This window comes from Streptomyces sp. NPDC001903 (assembly GCF_042891345.1).
In the GTDB taxonomy this organism is placed as follows: Bacteria; Actinomycetota; Actinomycetes; order Streptomycetales; family Streptomycetaceae; genus Streptomyces.
The window spans coordinates 105,514-122,304 of record NZ_JBIASZ010000024.1 but is presented as its reverse complement, the minus strand read 5'-3'; the positions used below and the strand labels follow the sequence as shown (position 1 = coordinate 122,304).

The following is a 16,791-nucleotide window of genomic DNA, read 5'->3' as shown; positions in this document are numbered from 1 at the left end:
GGCGGAAGCCGGTGTACTGGACGTACTCGGGATTTCGCCCGGTGCGCCGAGAGCGCGTGCCGGGCGCCGCGGGGCAGGCGGGACTTTGCGGACACGCCCTAGCGGCGCAGCCGGTGGCAGATGTACGCCAGGGTGCCGAGCAGCAGACGGGCCTGCGGCGGGCCGCCCGCGCAGTCCAGGGCGGGCGGGCGCAGCCAGCCGACCGGGCCCAGGCCCGCGTGGTCGGAGGGCGGGGCGGTCAGGAAGGCGCCGGTCCCCAGCGCCCGCAGGTCGAGATCGGCGTCGTCCCAGCCCATCCGGTACAGCAGCTGCGGCAGCTCGGCGGCCGCGCCCGGGGCCACGAAGAACTGGGCCCGGCCGTCCGGGGTCGCGGTGACGGGCCCGAGCGGCAGGCCCATCCGCTCCAGGCGGACCAGCGCCCGGCGCCCCGCCTCCTGCGAGACCTCGATGACGTCGAAGGTGCGGCCGACGGGGAGCAGGACCGCCGCGCCGGGGTACCCGCCCCAGGTCTCGGTGACCTCGTCGAGAGTGGCGCCGGCCGGGACGGTCGGAGCCAGCGGCAGCGGATGCGCCCCCGGCGCGCTGCAATTCGTATGACCGCAGGAGCAGCCGCGGGCGGGGGCCGCGGCGCGGGCGCCGGGGACCACGTCCCAGCCCCACAGTCCGGTGTACTCCGCGACCGCCGTGCACTCCGAGGTCCGGCCGCGGCGCCGCGAGCCGGAACGGAACTCCTTGGTGCTGCGGCTGCCGCCGATCGTGAAGCCCATGCCCATGCCCCCTCCAACGGGTCGGACGCGCAGGTGGTTACGACGTCGGCGGGACGGGATGCGGGGCCGGGTGCGAGCCCGGTGCCCGGAGGGGCTGCCCGGCGCACTCCTCGCCGCGCGCGCCCCCTCTGCACTCCCGTCCATCCGATCGTTTTCGCCTCGGTGTCAAGTGAATCGCGCCTGGCGGGTGGCTAGTTCATTCAAAGGGGTGGCGAATGGTGGCGTTTCTGGAATCGACCTCGCGGAGGGGGTGATCGTAGGATTACTTTCAGTGCACCAAACCCCGAAGGCGGGCCGTCCGTGGTTATGCCGGAGGCAACGTGTGGAGGACCTGTGAAGGTCCGTGGCGGCGCTCGCCGCTCCAGCCAGGGTTTCGTGTGAAGAGGCTGAGTGGATGGGGGCGTTCCAGTGAGCGGCAGCGACGCAAGCGGAACGAGCGTGGAGCCGGAGGCCCCGGGCTCCGCCGCCCGCAACGAGCAACTGACCTCCTGGTTCGTCCGCAGCGGCTGGTCCAAGGGCGAGCTCGCCCGCCAGGTGAACCGGCGCGCCCGCCAGATGGGCGCCCACCACATCAGCACGGACACCTCCCGGGTGCGCCGCTGGCTCGACGGCGAGCAGCCCCGCGAGCCCGTCCCGCGGATCCTGTCCGAGCTGTTCTCCGAGCGCTTCGGCTCCGTCGTCGCCATCGAGCAGCTCGGGCTGCGCACCGCCCACCAGACGCCCTCCGTCTCCGGCGTCGACCTGCCCTGGGCAGGCCCGCAGACCGTCGAACTGCTCGGGGAGTTCTCCCGCAGCGACCTGATGCTGGCCCGCCGCGGCTTCCTGGGGACCTCCCTCGCCCTCTCCGCGGGCCCCGCCCTCATCGAGCCCATGCAGCGCTGGCTCGTCCCGGTCGCCGCCACCGACCCGGGCCCCCGGGAGGCAGGGGCGCCCGGCGCCCTCAGCGGCCACCGCCCGCCCCGGCTCTCCGAACCGGAACTCGGCCTCCTCGAAGCCACCACCGTCATGTTCCGCCAGTGGGACGCCCAGTGCGGCGGGGGACTGCGCCGCAAGGCCGTCGTGGGCCAGCTGCACGAGGTCACCGACCTGCTCCAGGAGAACCACCCGGCCCCCGTCATGCGCCGGCTGTTCAAGGTCGCCGCGGAACTCGCCGAACTGGCCGGCTGGATGAGCTACGACATCGGCCTGCACCCCACCGCGCAGAAGTACTTCGTCCTCGCGCTGCACGCCGCGAAGGAGGGCGGGGACAAGCCGCTCGGCTCGTACATCCTCTCCAGCATGAGCCGCCAGATGATCCACCTCGGCCGCCCCGAGGACGCCCTGGAACTCGTCCACCTCGCGCAGTACGGCAGCCGCGACTGCGCCGGCCCGCGCACCCAGGCCATGCTGTATGCGATGGAGGCCCGCGCCTACGCCAACATGGGCCAGCCCAGCCGCTGCAAACGAGCCGTCCGGATGGCCGAGGACACCTTCTCCGACGTCGACTTCGGCGGCGAGCCCGAGCCCGACTGGATCCGCTTCTTCTCCGAGGCCGAGCTCAACGGCGAGAACTCCCACTCGTACCGCGACCTGGCGTACGTGGCCGGGCGCAGCCCCATGTACGCCTCCCTCGCCGAACCCGTGATGCAGCGGGCCGTGGACCTCTTCGAGAAGGACGAGGAGCACCAGCGCTCGTACAGCCTCAACCTGATCGGCATGGCCACCGTGCACCTGCTCCGGCGCGAGCCCGAGCAGGCCGTCGTCCTCGTCGACCGCGCCCTGAAGGTGGCGGAAAAGGTGCGGTCCGAACGGGTCAATACGCGGATCCGCAAGACCGTCGACACCGCCGCCCGTGAGTACGGCGACGTCGCCGACGTGGTCCGGCTCACCGACCAGCTCGCCTCCCGCCTCCCCGAAGCCGCGGAGGCCGTCTGACGGCCCGCGCGGCCGCCCCCGAAGGCCCCGGCCGCGGCAGTCACCCCGTGAAGCCCGATCAGGCTCCCCCAGCCAGGTCCCCCCGGGTACTGCCGCGGCCGGCTCACGTCCCGGTCCCGTTCATGGACGCGTAACACAGCAGACCTCTTCGTCACGGCTGCGAAACACCCAGCGGCGCCGCCGGAAACCGGCCTGCGCGAATCTCAGGGCCAATAACCGGCCAGCCCCCAGGCCCCCACCCCCCGGCCTTACGCCTAGCGCCGCTCAGGTTTTCACGATCGCCCGCACGCGAACGTACCGACGACGAGGAGACGCCGATGGCATCAGCCATCACGACCCTCGCGGCAGACGCCCCGACGCTCTCTGCCGCGAACACCGGGTTCATGCTCATCTGCTCCGCCCTGGTCATGCTGATGACCCCCGGGCTCGCCTTCTTCTACGGAGGCATGGTCCGCGTCAAGAGCAGCCTCAACATGCTCATGATGAGCTTCATCAGCCTCGGGATCGTCACGATCCTCTGGGTCCTCTACGGCTTCAGCCTCGCCTTCGGCACCGACTCCGGCAGCCTCATCGGCTGGTCCTCCGACTACGTCGGCCTCAGCGGCATCGGCATCACCGAGCTGTGGGACGGGTACACCATCCCGGTCTACGTCTTCGCCGTCTTCCAGCTGATGTTCGCCGTCATCACCCCCGCCCTGATCAGCGGCGCCCTGGCCGACCGCGTGAAGTTCAGCGCCTGGGCCCTGTTCACCGCCCTGTGGGTCACCGTCGTCTACTTCCCCGTCGCCCACTGGGTGTGGGGCGCCGGCGGCTGGCTCTTCGAGCTCGGCGTCATCGACTTCGCGGGCGGCACCGCCGTCCACATCAACGCCGGCGCCGCGGCCCTCGGCGTCATCCTGGTCATCGGCAAGCGCGTCGGCTTCAAGCGCGACCCGATGCGCCCGCACAGCCTCCCGCTCGTGATGCTCGGCGCCGGTCTGCTCTGGTTCGGCTGGTTCGGCTTCAACGCCGGCTCCTGGCTCGGCAACGACGACGGCGTGGGCGCGGTCATGTTCGTCAACACCCAGGTCGCCACCGCCGCCGCCATGCTCGCCTGGCTCGCGTACGAGAAGCTGCGCCACGGCTCCTTCACCACCCTCGGCGCCGCCTCCGGCGCGGTCGCGGGCCTCGTCGCCATCACCCCCTCCGGCGGCTCCTGCTCCCCGCTCGGCGCGATCGCCATCGGAGCCATCGCCGGCCTCGTCTGCGCCATGGCCGTCGGCCTCAAGTACAAGTTCGGCTACGACGACTCCCTCGACGTCGTCGGCGTCCACCTCGTCGGCGGAGTCATCGGCTCGCTCCTGGTGGGCTTCTTCGCCACCGGCGGGGTCCAGTCCGACGCGGCCGGCCTCTTCTACGGCGGAGGCCTGGAACAGCTCGGCAAGCAGGCCATCGGAGTCTTCTCCGTCCTCGCCTACTCTCTCGTCGTGTCCGCGATCCTCGCCTTCCTCCTGGACAAGACGATCGGGATGCGGGTCACCGAGGACGACGAGGTCTCCGGCATCGACCAGGTCGAGCACGCCGAGACCGCCTACGACTTCAGCGGAGCCGGCGGCGGCGCCTCCTCCCGGAGCACCGCCGTACCCGCCCACGCTGCCGCCGCGAGCAAGAAGGTTGACGCATGAAGCTGATCACCGCGATCGTCAAGCCGCACCGGCTCGACGAGATCAAGGACGCCCTCCAGCGGTTCGGAGTCCAGGGGCTCACCGTCTCCGAGGCCAGCGGGTACGGCCGCCAGCGCGGCCACACCGAGGTCTACCGCGGCGCCGAGTACACCGTGGACCTCGTACCGAAGATCCGCATCGAGGTGGTCGTCGAGGACGACGACGCCGAATCGGTGATGGACGTCCTGGTGCAGGGCGCCCGCACCGGAAAGATCGGTGACGGCAAGGTGTGGAGCGTCCCGGTGGACGCGATCATCCGCGTCCGCACCGGCGAGCGCGGCGCAGAAGCGCTCTAGGCGACGGGAGCTCCTGGGTGACGAGCGTCGAACAGACCACGACGGGTGATTCCGACGAACCGTCCGCCTCGGGACCCAGCGGTTACGCCGCGGCCCGGCTGCGACTCCTCCAGGAGGAGTCGCGGTCCGGGCCTTCGCGGCGTTCCGCGCTGGCCGGGCTGACCGACGACTGGCTGAACGCCCTGTTCACCACGGCCCTGCGGGAGACCGGGGTACGGGGGGCCACCCTCGTCGCCGTCGGCGGCTACGGGCGCGCCGAACTCTCCCCGCGCAGCGACCTCGACCTGCTGCTGCTCCACGACGGCAAGGCCGAGCCGCGGGCGCTGAGCGCGCTGGCCGACCGCATCTGGTACCCCGTGTGGGACCTGGGCGTGGCCCTCGACCACTCGGTGCGGACCCCGGCCGAGGCCCGCAAGACCGCCGCCGAGGACCTCAAGGTGCACCTGGGGCTGCTGGACGCCCGGCCGGTCGCGGGCGACGCGGGCCTCCTCGCGGGCCTGCGCACCTCGGTGCTGGCCGACTGGCGCAACCAGGCCGCCAAGCGGCTGCCGCAGCTGCACGCGCTGTGCCGGGAGCGGGCCGAGCAGGCCGGCGAGCTGCGCTTCCTGCTGGAACCGGACCTCAAGGAGGCCCGCGGCGGGCTCCGCGACGCCACCGCGCTGCGGGCGGTCGCCGCGTCCTGGCTGGCCGACGCCCCGCGCGAGGGGCTGGCCGAGGCCCGGCGCCGGCTGCTGGACGCGCGGGACGCCCTGCACCTGGTGACCGGCCGGGCGACCGACCGGCTCGCGCTCCAGGAGCAGGACCAGGTCGCGGCCCAGCTGGGGCTCCTCGACGCGGACGCGCTGCTGCGCGAGGTGTACGAGGCCGCGCGGGTCGTCGCGTACGCCGGCGACGTGACCTGGCGGGAGGTCGGGCGGGTGCTGCGGGCCCGGGCGGCCCGGCCGAGGCTGCGCGGGCTGCTGGGCACGCGCGGGGCGGCGGCGGCCGAGCGGGCGCCGCTCGCGGAGGGGGTCGTGGAGTCGGACGGCGAGGCCGTCTTGGCCCTGGCCGCCCGGCCCGACCGGGATCCGGTGCTGGCGCTGCGGTTCGGGGCCGCGGCCGCGCAGGCGGGGCTGCCGGTGTCGCTGCACGCCGTACGACGGCTCGCGGCGCAGGCCAAGCCGCTGCCGGTGCCGTGGCCCGCCGAGGCGCGGGAGCAGCTGCTGACCCTGCTGGGGGCGGGGGAGCCGACGGTCGCGGTCTGGGAGGCGCTGGAGGCCGAAGGCCTGATCACGCGCCTGCTGCCCGACTGGGAACGGGTGCGGTGCCGGCCGCAGCGCAATCCCGTGCACACCTGGACGGTCGACCGGCACCTGGTGGAGACGGCGGTACGGGCCTCCGCCCTGACCCGCCGGGTCGGCCGGCCCGACCTGCTGCTGATGGCCGCGCTGCTGCACGACATCGGCAAGGGCTGGCCGGGGGACCACTCGGTCGCGGGGCAGACCATCGCCCACGACGTGGCCGTACGGGTGGGCTTCGACGAACGGGACGCCGCCGTGCTGGGGGTGCTCGTACGGCACCACCTGCTGCTGATCGACACCGCGACGCGGCGCGACCTCGACGACCCGGCGACGGTCCGCTCGGTGGCCGAGGCCGTGGGATCGCTCGGCGCGCTGGAGATCCTGCACGCGCTGACCGAGGCGGACGCCCTGGCCACCGGGCCCGCCGCGTGGAGCACGTGGCGGGGCTCGCTGGTCGCGGACCTGGTGGGACGGGTGGCCGCCGTGCTGCGGGGGGCGCCGCCCGCCGCGGCGGAGCCGGCCATCCCGACGACCGAGCAGGAACGCCTCGCGGTGGAGGCGCTGCGCACCGGGGAGCCGGTCCTGGCGCTGCACGCGCGCCAGGAGGAGGACGACGCGGTCGGCGTCGAACTGGTGGTGGCGGTCCCGGACCAGCCCGGGGTCCTCCCGGCGGTGGCCGGCGTACTGGCCCTGCACCGGCTCACGGTCCGGGCCGCGGACCTGCGCTCGCTGGAGCTGGCGGACCTGTCCGGCGAGGTGCTGGTCCTGCGCTGGCGGGTGGCGGCGCAGTACGGGGCGCTGCCGGAGGCGGCGCGGCTGCGGACGGACCTGATCCGGGCGCTGGACGGCTCGCTGGACGTCCCGGCGAAGCTGGCGGGCCGCGAAGCGGCGTACCCGCGGCGGCGCGGGGTGGTCCCGCCGCCGCCCCGGGTGACGGTGGTACCGGAGGTGTCCTCCCTGGCCACGGTCCTGGAGGTGCGCGCTCCCGACGCGGTCGGTCTGCTGCACCGGATCGGGCGCGCGCTGGAGTCCTCCGGGGTGCGGGTGCGCAGCGCGCACGTCTCCACGCTGGGCGCCAACGCGGTCGACTCCCTGTACGTGGTCGACCCCGACGGCAAACCGCTGCCGCTCCCCGCCGCGGCCGCCCTGGCCCGCGCCCTGGAGGCCGCCCTCCACTGACCCGGAGCCCCCGCCCCCTGTCCGGTAACGGGCGGGTCCCCGGACAGGGGGAGGGCCCGATACCCTGGGGGGCGACCACACGCCCCCGACCCGAGGAATCGCGACCACCGTGTTCGATACGCTTTCCGACCGCCTCAGCGCGACCTTCAAGTCCCTCCGGGGCAAGGGCCGCCTCTCCGAGCAGGACATCGACGCTGCGGCGCGGGAAATCCGTATCGCCCTCCTCGAGGCCGACGTCGCCCTCCCCGTCGTCCGCTCCTTCATCGCGAACGTCAAGGAGCGCGCCCGCGGCGAAGAGGTCTCCAAGGCCCTGAACCCGGGCCAGCAGGTCCTCAAGATCGTCAACGACGAGCTGGTCTCGATCCTCGGCGGCGAGACCCGGCGGCTGCGCTTCGCCAAGACCGCGCCCACCGTGATCATGCTCGCCGGTCTCCAGGGTGCCGGTAAGACCACCCTCGCCGGAAAGCTCGGCCTCTGGCTCAAGGGCCAGGGCCACGCCCCGCTGCTCGTCGCCTGCGACCTCCAGCGCCCCAATGCCGTCAACCAGCTCAGCGTCGTCGCCGAGCGCGCCGGCGTCGCGGTCTACGCGCCCGCCCCCGGCAACGGCGTCGGCGACCCGGTGCAGGTGGCCAAGGACTCCATCGAGTACGCCCGCACCAAGCAATACGACATCGTCATCGTCGACACCGCCGGCCGCCTCGGCATCGACTCCGAGCTGATGCAGCAGGCCGCGGACATCCGCGACGCCGTCAGCCCCGACGAGATCCTCTTCGTCGTCGACGCCATGATCGGCCAGGACGCGGTCAACACCGCCGAGGCCTTCCGCGACGGCGTCGGCTTCGACGGCGTCGTGCTCTCCAAGCTCGACGGCGACGCCCGGGGCGGTGCCGCGCTCTCCATCGCGCACGTCACCGGCAAGCAGATCATGTTCGCCTCGAACGGCGAGAAGCTCGACGAGTTCGACGCCTTCCACCCCGACCGCATGGCGGGCCGGATCCTCGACATGGGTGACATGCTCACCCTCATCGAGCAGGCCGAGAAGACCTTCAGCCAGGCCGAGGCCGAGAAGATGGCGGCCAAGCTCCAGAAGGGCCCGAAGGAGTTCACGCTCGACGACTTCCTGGCCCAGATGGAGCAGGTCCGCAAGATGGGCTCCATCTCCAAGCTGCTCGGCATGCTCCCCGGCATGGGGCAGATCAAGGACCAGATCAACAACATCGACGAGCGCGACGTCGACCGCACCGCCGCGATCATCAAGTCGATGACCCCGGCCGAGCGCCAGGACCCGCACATCATCAACGGCTCGCGCCGCGCCCGTATCGCCAAGGGCTCCGGTGTCGAGGTCAGCGCCGTCAAGAACCTCGTCGAGCGCTTCTTCGAGGCCCGCAAGATGATGTCCCGCATGGCCCAGGGCGGCGGCATGCCCGGGATGCCGGGCATCCCCGGGATGGGCGGCGGCCCCGGCCGGCAGAAGAAGCAGATCAAGCAGGCCAAGGGCAAGCGCAAGAGCGGCAACCCCATGAAGCGCAAGGAAGAGGAGGCGGCGGCCGCCGCCCGCCGCGAGCAGGGCCCGCAGAGCGCCCCGCCCGCGACCGGCAGCCCGTTCGGCCTTCCCGCCGGCGGCCAGTCCGGCCAGGACTTCGACCTTCCGGACGAGTTCAAGAAGTTCATGAAGTAGGCGCGGCCGTACGCGCAGGGGCCCTGGCCGGAGCATCCGGCCAGGGCCCCTGCGCGTTCCTCCTGGAGGCGCCGAGGTGCGATTTGTCCCTTATGGTCGGCCACGAGGACGGCAGTAAGGAGGCCACGTGCCCAGCCCCACCCCCGTACCGCCTCGCGACCGCGCCGACACGCCCTGGCGCTCCGAGGGCGCGCCGACACCGCCGCCCAAGAGGAAGATGCCCGGGGGCTGGCGCGGACTCGTCCTCGCCGCACTGATCGTCTTCCTGCTCGCCAACGTGGCCCTGTCGTACTTCAACCAGGGCGACGAGCCGACCGTCTCGTACACCGAGTTCAGCAAGCAGGTCGCCGACGGCAACGTCTCGAAGATCTACTCCAAGGGCGACGCCATCCAGGGCGAGCTGAAGAACAAGCAGCCGCTGCCCGACGGCGACAAGGGCGACTACACGAAGTTCGTCACCCAGCGCCCGGCCTTCGCCGACGACGACCTGTGGGCCAACCTCAGCAAGCACAACGTCGTCGTCACGGCCTCACCGGTCGTCGTGCAGCGCAGCTTCCTCGCCAATCTGCTGATCTCGCTCGCCCCGATGCTGCTGCTGGTCCTCCTGTGGGTGTTCATCGCCCGCCGCATGGGCTCGGCCATGGGCGGCGTCGGCGGGCTGGGCCGCAAACAGCCGCCCAAGCCCGTCGAACTGGAGGGCGGCAAGCGCACCACCTTCGCCGACGTGGCCGGCATCGACGAGGTCAAGGGCGAGCTCCACGACGTCGTGGACTTCCTCAAGAACCCCCAGCAGTACCGGGCCCTGGGCGCCAGGATGCCCGGCGGGGTGCTGCTCGCCGGACCGCCCGGCACGGGCAAGACCCTGCTGGCGCGGGCGGTCGCGGGCGAGGCCGGGGTGCCGTTCTTCTCCGCCTCCGCCTCCGAGTTCATCGAGATGATCGTCGGCGTGGGCGCCTCACGGGTGCGGGAACTCTTCTCCGAGGCGCGGAAGGTGGCCCCCTCCATCGTCTTCATCGACGAGATCGACACCATCGGGCGGGCCCGCGGCGGCGGCGCCGCCATGGGCGGCCACGACGAGCGCGAGCAGACCCTGAACCAGATCCTGACCGAGATGGACGGCTTCTCCGGCTCGGAGGGGGTCGTCGTCATCGCCGCCACCAACCGGCCCGACGTCCTCGACCCCGCGCTCACCCGCCCCGGCCGCTTCGACCGCACGGTCTCCGTCTCCCCGCCCGACCGGGCCGGCCGCGAGGCCATCCTGCGCATCCACACCCGCGAGATCCCGCTCGCCGCCGACGCCGACCTCGACCAGACGGCCCGCACCACCCCCGGCATGACGGGCGCGGACCTCGCCAACCTCGCCAACGAGGCGGCCCTGCTCGCCGTGAAGCGCAAGCAGACCCAGGTCACCCAGGCCGACTTCATGGACGCCCTGGAGAAGGTCCAGCTGGGCGCCGCGCGGTCGCTGGTCATGCCGCAGGAGGAACGCCGCCGCACCGCCTACCACGAGAGCGGCCACGCCCTGCTCGGCATGCTCCAGCCGGGCGCCGACCCGGTCCGCAAGATCACGATCGTGCCGCGCGGCCGGGCGCTCGGCGTCACCCTCTCGACCCCCGACGCGGACCGCTACTCCTACACGGAGGACTACCTCCGCGGCCGCATCATCGGCGCGCTGGGCGGCATGGCGGCCGAGCACGTCGTGTTCGACGTCATCACGACGGGCGCCGAGAACGACCTGGAACAGGTCACCAACCTCGCCCGCGGCATGGTCGGCCGCTGGGGCATGAGCGAGCGCGTCGGCCGCCTCACCGCGATCCCCGCGGACGCGCAGAGTCCGTACGGGCTGCTGGCGGCCCCCGCCACCCTCGACGCCGTGGACCACGAGATGCGGCGGATCGTCGACGAGTGCTACGCGGAGGCCTGCCGGCTGCTGCGCGAACACCGGCCGAAACTCGACGCGCTGACCGAGGCCCTGCTCGCGAACGAGACCCTGGACGAGCCGGCCGCCTACGAGGCCGCCGGCATCCCCCGGCTGTCGAAGGAACCGAAGTAGCGCCGGGACCGCCGCGCGGTGCCCCGCGGCGGTCCCCGGCCGTCGCGGCTACGGCACGCGGGCGATCACGTAGCGGAAGATGTTCGGCAGCCAGACGGCGCCGTCCGGCCGCTCGTACGGGTGAAGCGCCTCGGTCAGCTCCTTCTCGACCTGCGCCGGATCGGACGAGGCCTCGTACAGCCCCGTCGACAGCAGCCCCCGTACCGCGCTGTCCACGTCCGCGTACCCGAAGGGGCAGAACACCCGCCCCGACCCGTCGGGCGTGAGCCCCGCCCGCGCCACGGCCGCGTCGAGGTCCCGCGGCGCGGGACCGCCGCCCAGGACCGCGGGCACCGTGCACCGCTCCGCCGGGCCCCAGTCGGCCAGCACCACCGCCCCGCCCCGCCGCACCGCGGGCAGGGCCGCGTCCAGGGTCGCCGCGGACGGGGGGAAGGCCAGCAGCACGTCGTACGGGCGCGCGCCGCCCGGCGGGTCCGGGACCACGTCCAGCAGCCGCTCGCGCGCCAGCGCACGCCGCGCCGGATCCGCCTCCACCCCCGTGGCGACGGCTCCCCGCCCCGCGGCCAGCAGCAGGGCCAGCCCGGACCCGCAGTCCAGGCCGAGCAGCCGGTCGCCCGGCCCGACCTCCAGCCGGTCGTAGACCGCTTCGTACAGCGGTACCAGCATCCGTTCCTGGATCTCCGCCCAGTCCCGGGCGACGAGCGTCGCCGTCGGCGTCGGTGTCATCGAAAGAGCGCTCCTGATTCCTTGTCGCCCCCTTGCCCCCGTTGCCAGAGAACTCCCCATTCGCCCCCGCGTCCAGAGGAGTGCGCCACCCGATTCACGCTCGACGCGCCCGGCGCCGTACCATTCGCGCCATGGCAAAGGCACCCGTTCTCACCCCCCAGGCGGAGGATTTCCCCCGCTGGTACCAGGATCTGATCAACAAGGCCGAGCTGGCCGACAACGGTCCGGTACGCGGCACCATGGTCATCCGACCGTACGGCTACGGGCTGTGGGAGCGGATGCAGCAGGAGATGGACGCGCGCATCAAGGACGCGGGCGCCCAGAACGCGTACTTCCCGCTGTTCATCCCGCAGTCGTACCTGACGCGCGAGGCCGAGCACGTCGAGGGCTTCGCCCCCGAGCTCGCGGTCGTCACGCACGGCGGCGGCAAGGAGCTGGAAGAGCCGGTCGTGGTCCGGCCCACCTCCGAGACGATCATCAACGACTACTTCTCCAAGTGGGTCCAGAGCTACCGCGACCTGCCCCTGCTCATCAACCAGTGGGCGAACGTGGTCCGCTGGGAGATGCGCCCGCGCGTGTTCCTCCGTACGAGTGAGTTCCTCTGGCAGGAGGGCCACACCGCCCACGCCACGTACGAGGACGCCCGCGACTACGCCGCCCGCATCCACACGGACGTGTACGGCGACTTCATGACGAACGTGCTCGGCATCGACGTCGTGCTCGGCCGCAAGACCGCCAAGGAGCGCTTCGCCGGCGCCATCAACACCCTCACCCTCGAAGGGATGATGGGCGACGGCAAGGCGCTGCAGCTGGGCACGAGCCACGAGCTCGGCACCAACTTCGCCAAGGCCTTCAACACGCAGTACCTGTCGAAGGAAGGCAAGCAGGAGCTCGTCTGGCAGACCTCCTGGGGCGTCTCGACCCGCATGGTCGGCGGTCTGATCATGTCCCACGGCGACGACAACGGCCTCCGGGTCCCGCCGCGCCTGGCGCACATCCAGGTCGTCGTCATGGCGATCAAGGGCGACGAGGCCGTCACCAAGGTCCGCGAGCTCGGCGCGCAGCTGAAGGCCGCCGGCATCCGCGTGCACGTGGACGACCGCGTCGACACCCCCTTCGGCCGCCGCGCCGTGGACTGGGAGCTCAAGGGCGTTCCGGTCCGCGTGGAGATCGGCCCCCGCGACCTGGAGGCCGGCACCGCGATGCTGGCCCGCCGGATCCCGGGCGGCAAGGAGCCCGTGCAGATCGACGCGCTCGCCGACCTGCTGCCCAAGGTGCTCGACGAGGACCAGGCCCAGCTGCTGCGCGAGTCCCGCGAGCGCCGCCTGGCCCGTACCTCCGACGTCTCCACCATCGAGGAGGCCGCCGAGGCCGCCATCGCCGGCGGCTGGGCGCGGATCCCGTGGGCCGACCTCGGCCCCGAGGGCGAGGCCAAGCTGGGCGAGCAGGCCGTCTCCGTACGCTGCCTGATCGCCGCGGACGGGTCGGTTCCGGAGACGGACGACGCCCCCGGTACGCTCGCGATCGTCGCGCGCTCGTACTGATCGCCGCCGTCTGACCAGGGGCCGGTCCCGGCGCACGGCACGAGCCGTGCGCCGGGACCGGCCCTTTTGGTCGACGTTACGTACCGACTCCTCCTGGGATCGGCGCACCCGTCCTCGTCGGGACGCATGAGACTGAACTGACTGGTACGTGCAAAAAATTTGGAATGGCCCGGAATCGGAACACCGGGGCACCCCGGCTCGTTGTCACGACGTGAGCACGACACCACCTGTTCTCGCCGCAGAGCTGGCGCAGGCGTGGGCCGACATTCAGCGGTACCACCCCGAGCTGCCTGACCTTGCCGCGCCCGAGTCCCTGATCGGAGAGTCCTCGTCCGCCTGCGGCGCCGAACTCTCCTTCGAGCGACTGCTGCACGAGGCAGTCCACGGCATCGCCGCCGCCCGCGGAGTGCGCGACACCTCGCGAGCAGGCCGCTACCACAACCGCAGATTCCTCGCGATCGCCGAGGAGATGGGGCTGGACCACTCCGACGAGCCGCATGCCAGCAGCGGCTTCTCGCTGGTCTCGCTCAATCCCGAGGCGAAGAAGCGCTACCGCCCCACCATGGAGCGCCTTCAGCGCGCACTGAAGGCGCACACGGCCGCGACGGCCGCCGACACCAAGCGCAGCTTCCGCGGGCCGGCCGCCCGGCACGGCTCCTCGGGTGGCGGTGTCCGCGTCAAGGCGGTCTGCGACTGCGGGCGCAACGTGCGGGTGGTCCCCTCCGTGCTGGCGCAGGCGCCGATCGTGTGCGGCGGCTGTATGAAGCCCTTCCGCATCCCCGAGGTCGCCGTCTCGGCCGCAGCCTCCTGAGCGCGGCCGACTCCCCGCGAGAAGCGCCGCAGGCATGTGGCACAATGGCTAGCTGTACTCGACAGTCGCATAGGACCCCTCTCTCCTCCGGCTGACGCGTCCATCGGGCACCCGAGTACCGCAACCCCACGTGGCATCTCATGTGCCCAACCACGTCAAGTTCAGGAGACACCACTCCAGTGGCAGTCAAGATCAAGCTCAAGCGCCTCGGCAAGATTCGCCAGCCGCACTACCGCATCGTCGTCGCCGACGCCCGCACCCGCCGGGACGGTCGCGCGATCGAAGAGATCGGTATCTACCACCCGACGTACAACCCGTCGCGCATCGAGGTCAACGCCGAGCGTGCGCAGTACTGGCTGTCGGTCGGCGCCCAGCCCACCGAGGCCGTGCTCGCCATCCTGAAGCTCACCGGTGACTGGCAGGCGCACAAGGGCCTCCCGGCCCCCGCGCCGCTGCTGCAGCCGGAGACGAAGGAGAGCAAGCGTCGCTCCTTCGACGAGTTCGCCAAGGCCCTCGAGGGCATCGGCGAGACCAAGGGCGAGGCCATCACGCAGAAGGCGAAGAAGGCCGACAAGAAGGCGGACGAGGCTGAGGCCGCCGCCGAGTCGACCGAGGCCTGAGCATGCTCGAGGAGGCTCTTGAGCACCTCGTAAAGGGCATTGTGGACAACCCCGACGAAGTGCAGGTCGCCTCGCGCAACCTGCGTCGTGGGCAGGTGCTCGAGGTCCGGGTTCACCCGGACGACCTCGGGAAGGTGATCGGCCGCAACGGCCGCACCGCGCGTGCCCTGCGTACCGTCGTGGGCGCCATCGGCGGCCGGGGGATCCGCGTCGACCTCGTCGACGTGGACCAGGTCCGCTGAGACTTGGTTCATTGAGAACGTGAATCACCGGCACGGGCCGGGGAGGGCATTCGTGCCCGCCCCGGCCCGTCGTCGTCTGAACAGGAGAAAACACAAGTGGAGCTGGTTGTCGCGCGGATCGGCCGCGCCCACGGGATCAAGGGTGAGGTCACCGTCGAGGTGCGGACCGACGAGCCGGAGCTTCGGCTCTCGCCCGGTGCCGTTCTGCGGACCGAACCGGCGTCGGCGGGTCCGCTGACCATCGAGACGGGCCGCGTGCACAGCGGGAGGCTGCTGCTCCGCTTCGCCGGCGTCAAGGACCGCACCGGCGCCGAGGGCCTGCGCAACATCCTGCTGATCGCCGACGTCGACCCGGCGGAGCTCCCCGAGGAAGAAGACGAGTACTACGACCACCAGCTGATGGACCTGGACGTCGTGCTCGAGGACGGCACCGAGATCGGCCGGATCACCGAGATCTCGCACCTGCCCTCGCAGGACCTCTTCATCGTCGAGCGCCCCGACGGCACCGAGGTGATGATCCCCTTCGTCGAGGAGATCGTCGCCGAGATCGACCTGGAGGAGCAGCGCTGCGTCATCACGCCCCCGCCCGGGCTGATCGACGACCGTGCGGAGATCGTCTCCACGCGCGACGCCGAGCCCGAGGGCGACGCCTGATGCGTCTCGACGTCGTCACGATCTTCCCCGAGTACCTGGAACCGCTGAACGTCTCCCTCGTCGGCAAGGCGCGGGCCCGCGGGCAGCTCGACGTACACGTCCACGACCTGCGGGACTGGACCCACGACCGGCACAACACCGTCGACGACACCCCCTACGGCGGCGGTCCCGGCATGGTCATGAAGACCGAGCCGTGGGGCGAGGCCCTCGACGAGGCGCTGGCCGACGGGTACGAGGCCGGCGCGCACGGGCCCGTCATGGTCGTCCCCACCCCCAGCGGCCGCCCGTTCACCCAGGAACTGGCCGTCGAGCTCTCCGAGCGGCCCTGGCTGATCTTCACGCCGGCCCGGTACGAGGGCATCGACCGCCGGGTCATGGACGAGTACGCCACGCGCATGCCGGTCTACGAGGTCTCCATCGGCGACTACGTGCTGGCGGGCGGCGAGGCCGCCGTCCTGGTCGTCACCGAGGCCGTGGCCCGGCTGCTGCCCGGAGTGCTCGGCAATGCCGAATCGCACCGCGACGACTCCTTCGCGCCCGGCGAGATGGCGAACCTGCTGGAGGGGCCGGTCTACACGAAGCCCCCGCAGTGGCGCGGCCGGGGCATCCCCGACGTGCTGCTCAGCGGCCACCACGGGAAGATCGCCCGCTGGCGCCGGGACGAAGCCTTCCGTCGGACCGCGCTGCACCGCCCCGATCTGATCGAGCGCTGCGAGGCCTCCGCCTTCGACAAGAAGGACCGCGAGATCCTGAGCATCCTGGGCTGGCGGCCCGCCGCCGACGGCCGATTTTGGCTCAGGCCGCAGGCCGTGGAAGAATAGGCGGCTGCTGTGTGCTCGCGTGCGCCCCTGCCACAGGGGGACAGTCGCCCGCCGAGTGACGCGGCTCCCGAATTCTCTCCGGAAACCCGCACCGGCGGCCTGTGGCGTCGTGCGAAGAAAGCAGACGAAGAACATGTCTCACCTGCTCGATGGCGTCAACGCCGCCTCGATCCGCTCCGACGTCCCGGCCTTCCGCCCGGGTGACACGATCAACGTGCACGTCCGCGTCATCGAGGGCAACCGCTCCCGTATCCAGCAGTTCAAGGGTGTTGTCATCCGTCGCCAGGGCTCTGGCGTCTCCGAGACCTTCACCGTTCGCAAGGTCTCCTTCAGCGTCGGCGTCGAGCGCACCTTCCCGGTGAACTCCCCGATCTTCGAGAAGATCGAGCTCGTCACCCGCGGTGACGTGCGTCGCGCCAAGCTGTACTTCCTCCGTGAGCTCCGCGGCAAGGCCGCGAAGATCAAGGAGAAGCGCGACCGCTGATCTCCTCTCCGGGTCCCGG

At 71.9% G+C, this 16,791-nt stretch carries 15 protein-coding genes; 13 read left to right on the top strand and 2 right to left on the bottom strand.

Going from position 1 to position 16,791, the window contains the following annotated elements; genetic code table 11:
* Window positions 1-98: 98 nt before the first annotated feature.
* A complete protein-coding gene (locus ACFYZS_RS36205; RefSeq protein WP_389022440.1) occupies window positions 99-767 on the bottom strand; it encodes a bifunctional DNA primase/polymerase in 669 nt (222 codons plus the stop codon).
* 408 nt (window positions 768-1,175) lie between these two features.
* Here ACFYZS_RS36205 and ACFYZS_RS36200 point away from each other — a divergent pair, with 408 nt between their 5' ends.
* The 6 genes from ACFYZS_RS36200 (at window position 1,176) to ftsH (ending at window position 10,870) form a co-directional block, all read left to right on the top strand.
* Window positions 1,176-2,681: a hypothetical protein gene (locus ACFYZS_RS36200; protein WP_389022429.1), complete on the top strand. Its 1,506-nt coding sequence runs from the start codon at window positions 1,176-1,178 to the stop codon at window positions 2,679-2,681.
* Window positions 2,682-2,998: 317 nt separating this feature from the next.
* Window positions 2,999-4,345, top strand: a complete 1,347-nt coding sequence (locus ACFYZS_RS36195; protein WP_389022426.1) for an ammonium transporter — start codon at window positions 2,999-3,001, stop codon at window positions 4,343-4,345.
* Entirely contained in the window at window positions 4,342-4,680 is a 339-nt protein-coding gene (locus ACFYZS_RS36190; RefSeq protein WP_099889273.1) for a P-II family nitrogen regulator, read from the top strand. The genes ACFYZS_RS36195 and ACFYZS_RS36190 overlap by 4 nt, the downstream gene beginning before the upstream one ends.
* 17 nt (window positions 4,681-4,697) lie before the next feature.
* A complete protein-coding gene (locus ACFYZS_RS36185; RefSeq protein ID WP_389022423.1) occupies window positions 4,698-7,139 on the top strand; it encodes a [protein-PII] uridylyltransferase in 2,442 nt (813 codons plus the stop codon).
* A 109-nt stretch (window positions 7,140-7,248) separates the two neighbouring features.
* Window positions 7,249-8,817 carry a signal recognition particle protein gene (gene ffh, locus ACFYZS_RS36180; RefSeq protein WP_389022420.1) on the top strand — a complete coding sequence of 523 codons (1,569 nt, stop codon included), beginning with the start codon at window positions 7,249-7,251 and terminating at the stop codon, window positions 8,815-8,817.
* Between the two features lie 127 nt (window positions 8,818-8,944).
* Window positions 8,945-10,870 (top strand): ATP-dependent zinc metalloprotease FtsH, encoded by a 1,926-nt coding sequence (gene ftsH / locus ACFYZS_RS36175; RefSeq protein ID WP_389022417.1) that lies wholly within the window; start codon window positions 8,945-8,947, stop codon window positions 10,868-10,870.
* A gap of 48 nt (window positions 10,871-10,918) precedes the next feature.
* On the opposite strand, the gene ACFYZS_RS36170 is transcribed toward ftsH, so the two are convergent.
* Window positions 10,919-11,596, bottom strand: coding sequence for a class I SAM-dependent methyltransferase (locus ACFYZS_RS36170; RefSeq protein WP_389022414.1), 678 nt, complete (start codon window positions 11,594-11,596; stop codon window positions 10,919-10,921).
* A gap of 131 nt (window positions 11,597-11,727) precedes the next feature.
* On the opposite strand from ACFYZS_RS36170, the gene proS reads away from it, so the two are divergent.
* The 7 genes from proS (at window position 11,728) to rplS (ending at window position 16,772) form a co-directional block, all read left to right on the top strand.
* Entirely contained in the window at window positions 11,728-13,140 is a 1,413-nt protein-coding gene (gene proS, locus ACFYZS_RS36165; RefSeq protein WP_389022411.1) for a proline--tRNA ligase, read from the top strand.
* A gap of 211 nt (window positions 13,141-13,351) precedes the next feature.
* On the top strand, window positions 13,352-13,951 hold the full coding sequence (locus ACFYZS_RS36160; RefSeq protein WP_030298455.1) for a hypothetical protein: 600 nt from the start codon (window positions 13,352-13,354) through the stop codon (window positions 13,949-13,951).
* A gap of 179 nt (window positions 13,952-14,130) precedes the next feature.
* A complete protein-coding gene (rpsP, locus tag ACFYZS_RS36155) occupies window positions 14,131-14,571 on the top strand; it encodes a 30S ribosomal protein S16 (RefSeq protein ID WP_030162461.1) in 441 nt (146 codons plus the stop codon).
* 2 nt (window positions 14,572-14,573) lie between these two features.
* A complete protein-coding gene (locus ACFYZS_RS36150) occupies window positions 14,574-14,813 on the top strand; it encodes an RNA-binding protein (protein WP_030011889.1) in 240 nt (79 codons plus the stop codon).
* Window positions 14,814-14,909: 96 nt separating this feature from the next.
* Entirely contained in the window at window positions 14,910-15,467 is a 558-nt protein-coding gene (gene rimM / locus ACFYZS_RS36145) for a ribosome maturation factor RimM (RefSeq protein ID WP_389022408.1), read from the top strand.
* The gene (gene trmD, locus ACFYZS_RS36140) at window positions 15,467-16,288 is read left to right on the top strand and encodes a tRNA (guanosine(37)-N1)-methyltransferase TrmD (RefSeq protein WP_389022405.1); all 822 of its coding nucleotides are present in this window, start codon (window positions 15,467-15,469) and stop codon (window positions 16,286-16,288) included. The genes rimM and trmD overlap by 1 nt, the downstream gene beginning before the upstream one ends.
* A gap of 133 nt (window positions 16,289-16,421) precedes the next feature.
* On the top strand, window positions 16,422-16,772 hold the full coding sequence (rplS, locus tag ACFYZS_RS36135) for a 50S ribosomal protein L19 (RefSeq protein WP_008737520.1): 351 nt from the start codon (window positions 16,422-16,424) through the stop codon (window positions 16,770-16,772).
* The last annotated feature ends 19 nt before the right edge of the window (window positions 16,773-16,791 follow it).

Excerpts from the sequence above, each read along its gene's own strand:
- ACFYZS_RS36190 (WP_099889273.1), top strand. The coding sequence starts at position 4,342 with ATGAAGCTGATCACCGCGATCGTCAAGCCGCACCGGCTCGACGAGATC.
- ACFYZS_RS36205 (WP_389022440.1), bottom strand. The coding sequence starts at position 767 with ATGGGCTTCACGATCGGCGGCAGCCGCAGCACCAAGGAGTTCCGTTCC.
- ACFYZS_RS36170 (WP_389022414.1), bottom strand. The coding sequence starts at position 11,596 with ATGACACCGACGCCGACGGCGACGCTCGTCGCCCGGGACTGGGCGGAG.
- ACFYZS_RS36150 (WP_030011889.1), top strand. The coding sequence starts at position 14,574 with ATGCTCGAGGAGGCTCTTGAGCACCTCGTAAAGGGCATTGTGGACAAC.
- proS (WP_389022411.1), top strand. The coding sequence starts at position 11,728 with ATGGCAAAGGCACCCGTTCTCACCCCCCAGGCGGAGGATTTCCCCCGC.
- ACFYZS_RS36195 (WP_389022426.1), top strand. The coding sequence starts at position 2,999 with ATGGCATCAGCCATCACGACCCTCGCGGCAGACGCCCCGACGCTCTCT.
- trmD (WP_389022405.1), top strand. The coding sequence starts at position 15,467 with ATGCGTCTCGACGTCGTCACGATCTTCCCCGAGTACCTGGAACCGCTG.
- rplS (WP_008737520.1), top strand. The coding sequence starts at position 16,422 with ATGTCTCACCTGCTCGATGGCGTCAACGCCGCCTCGATCCGCTCCGAC.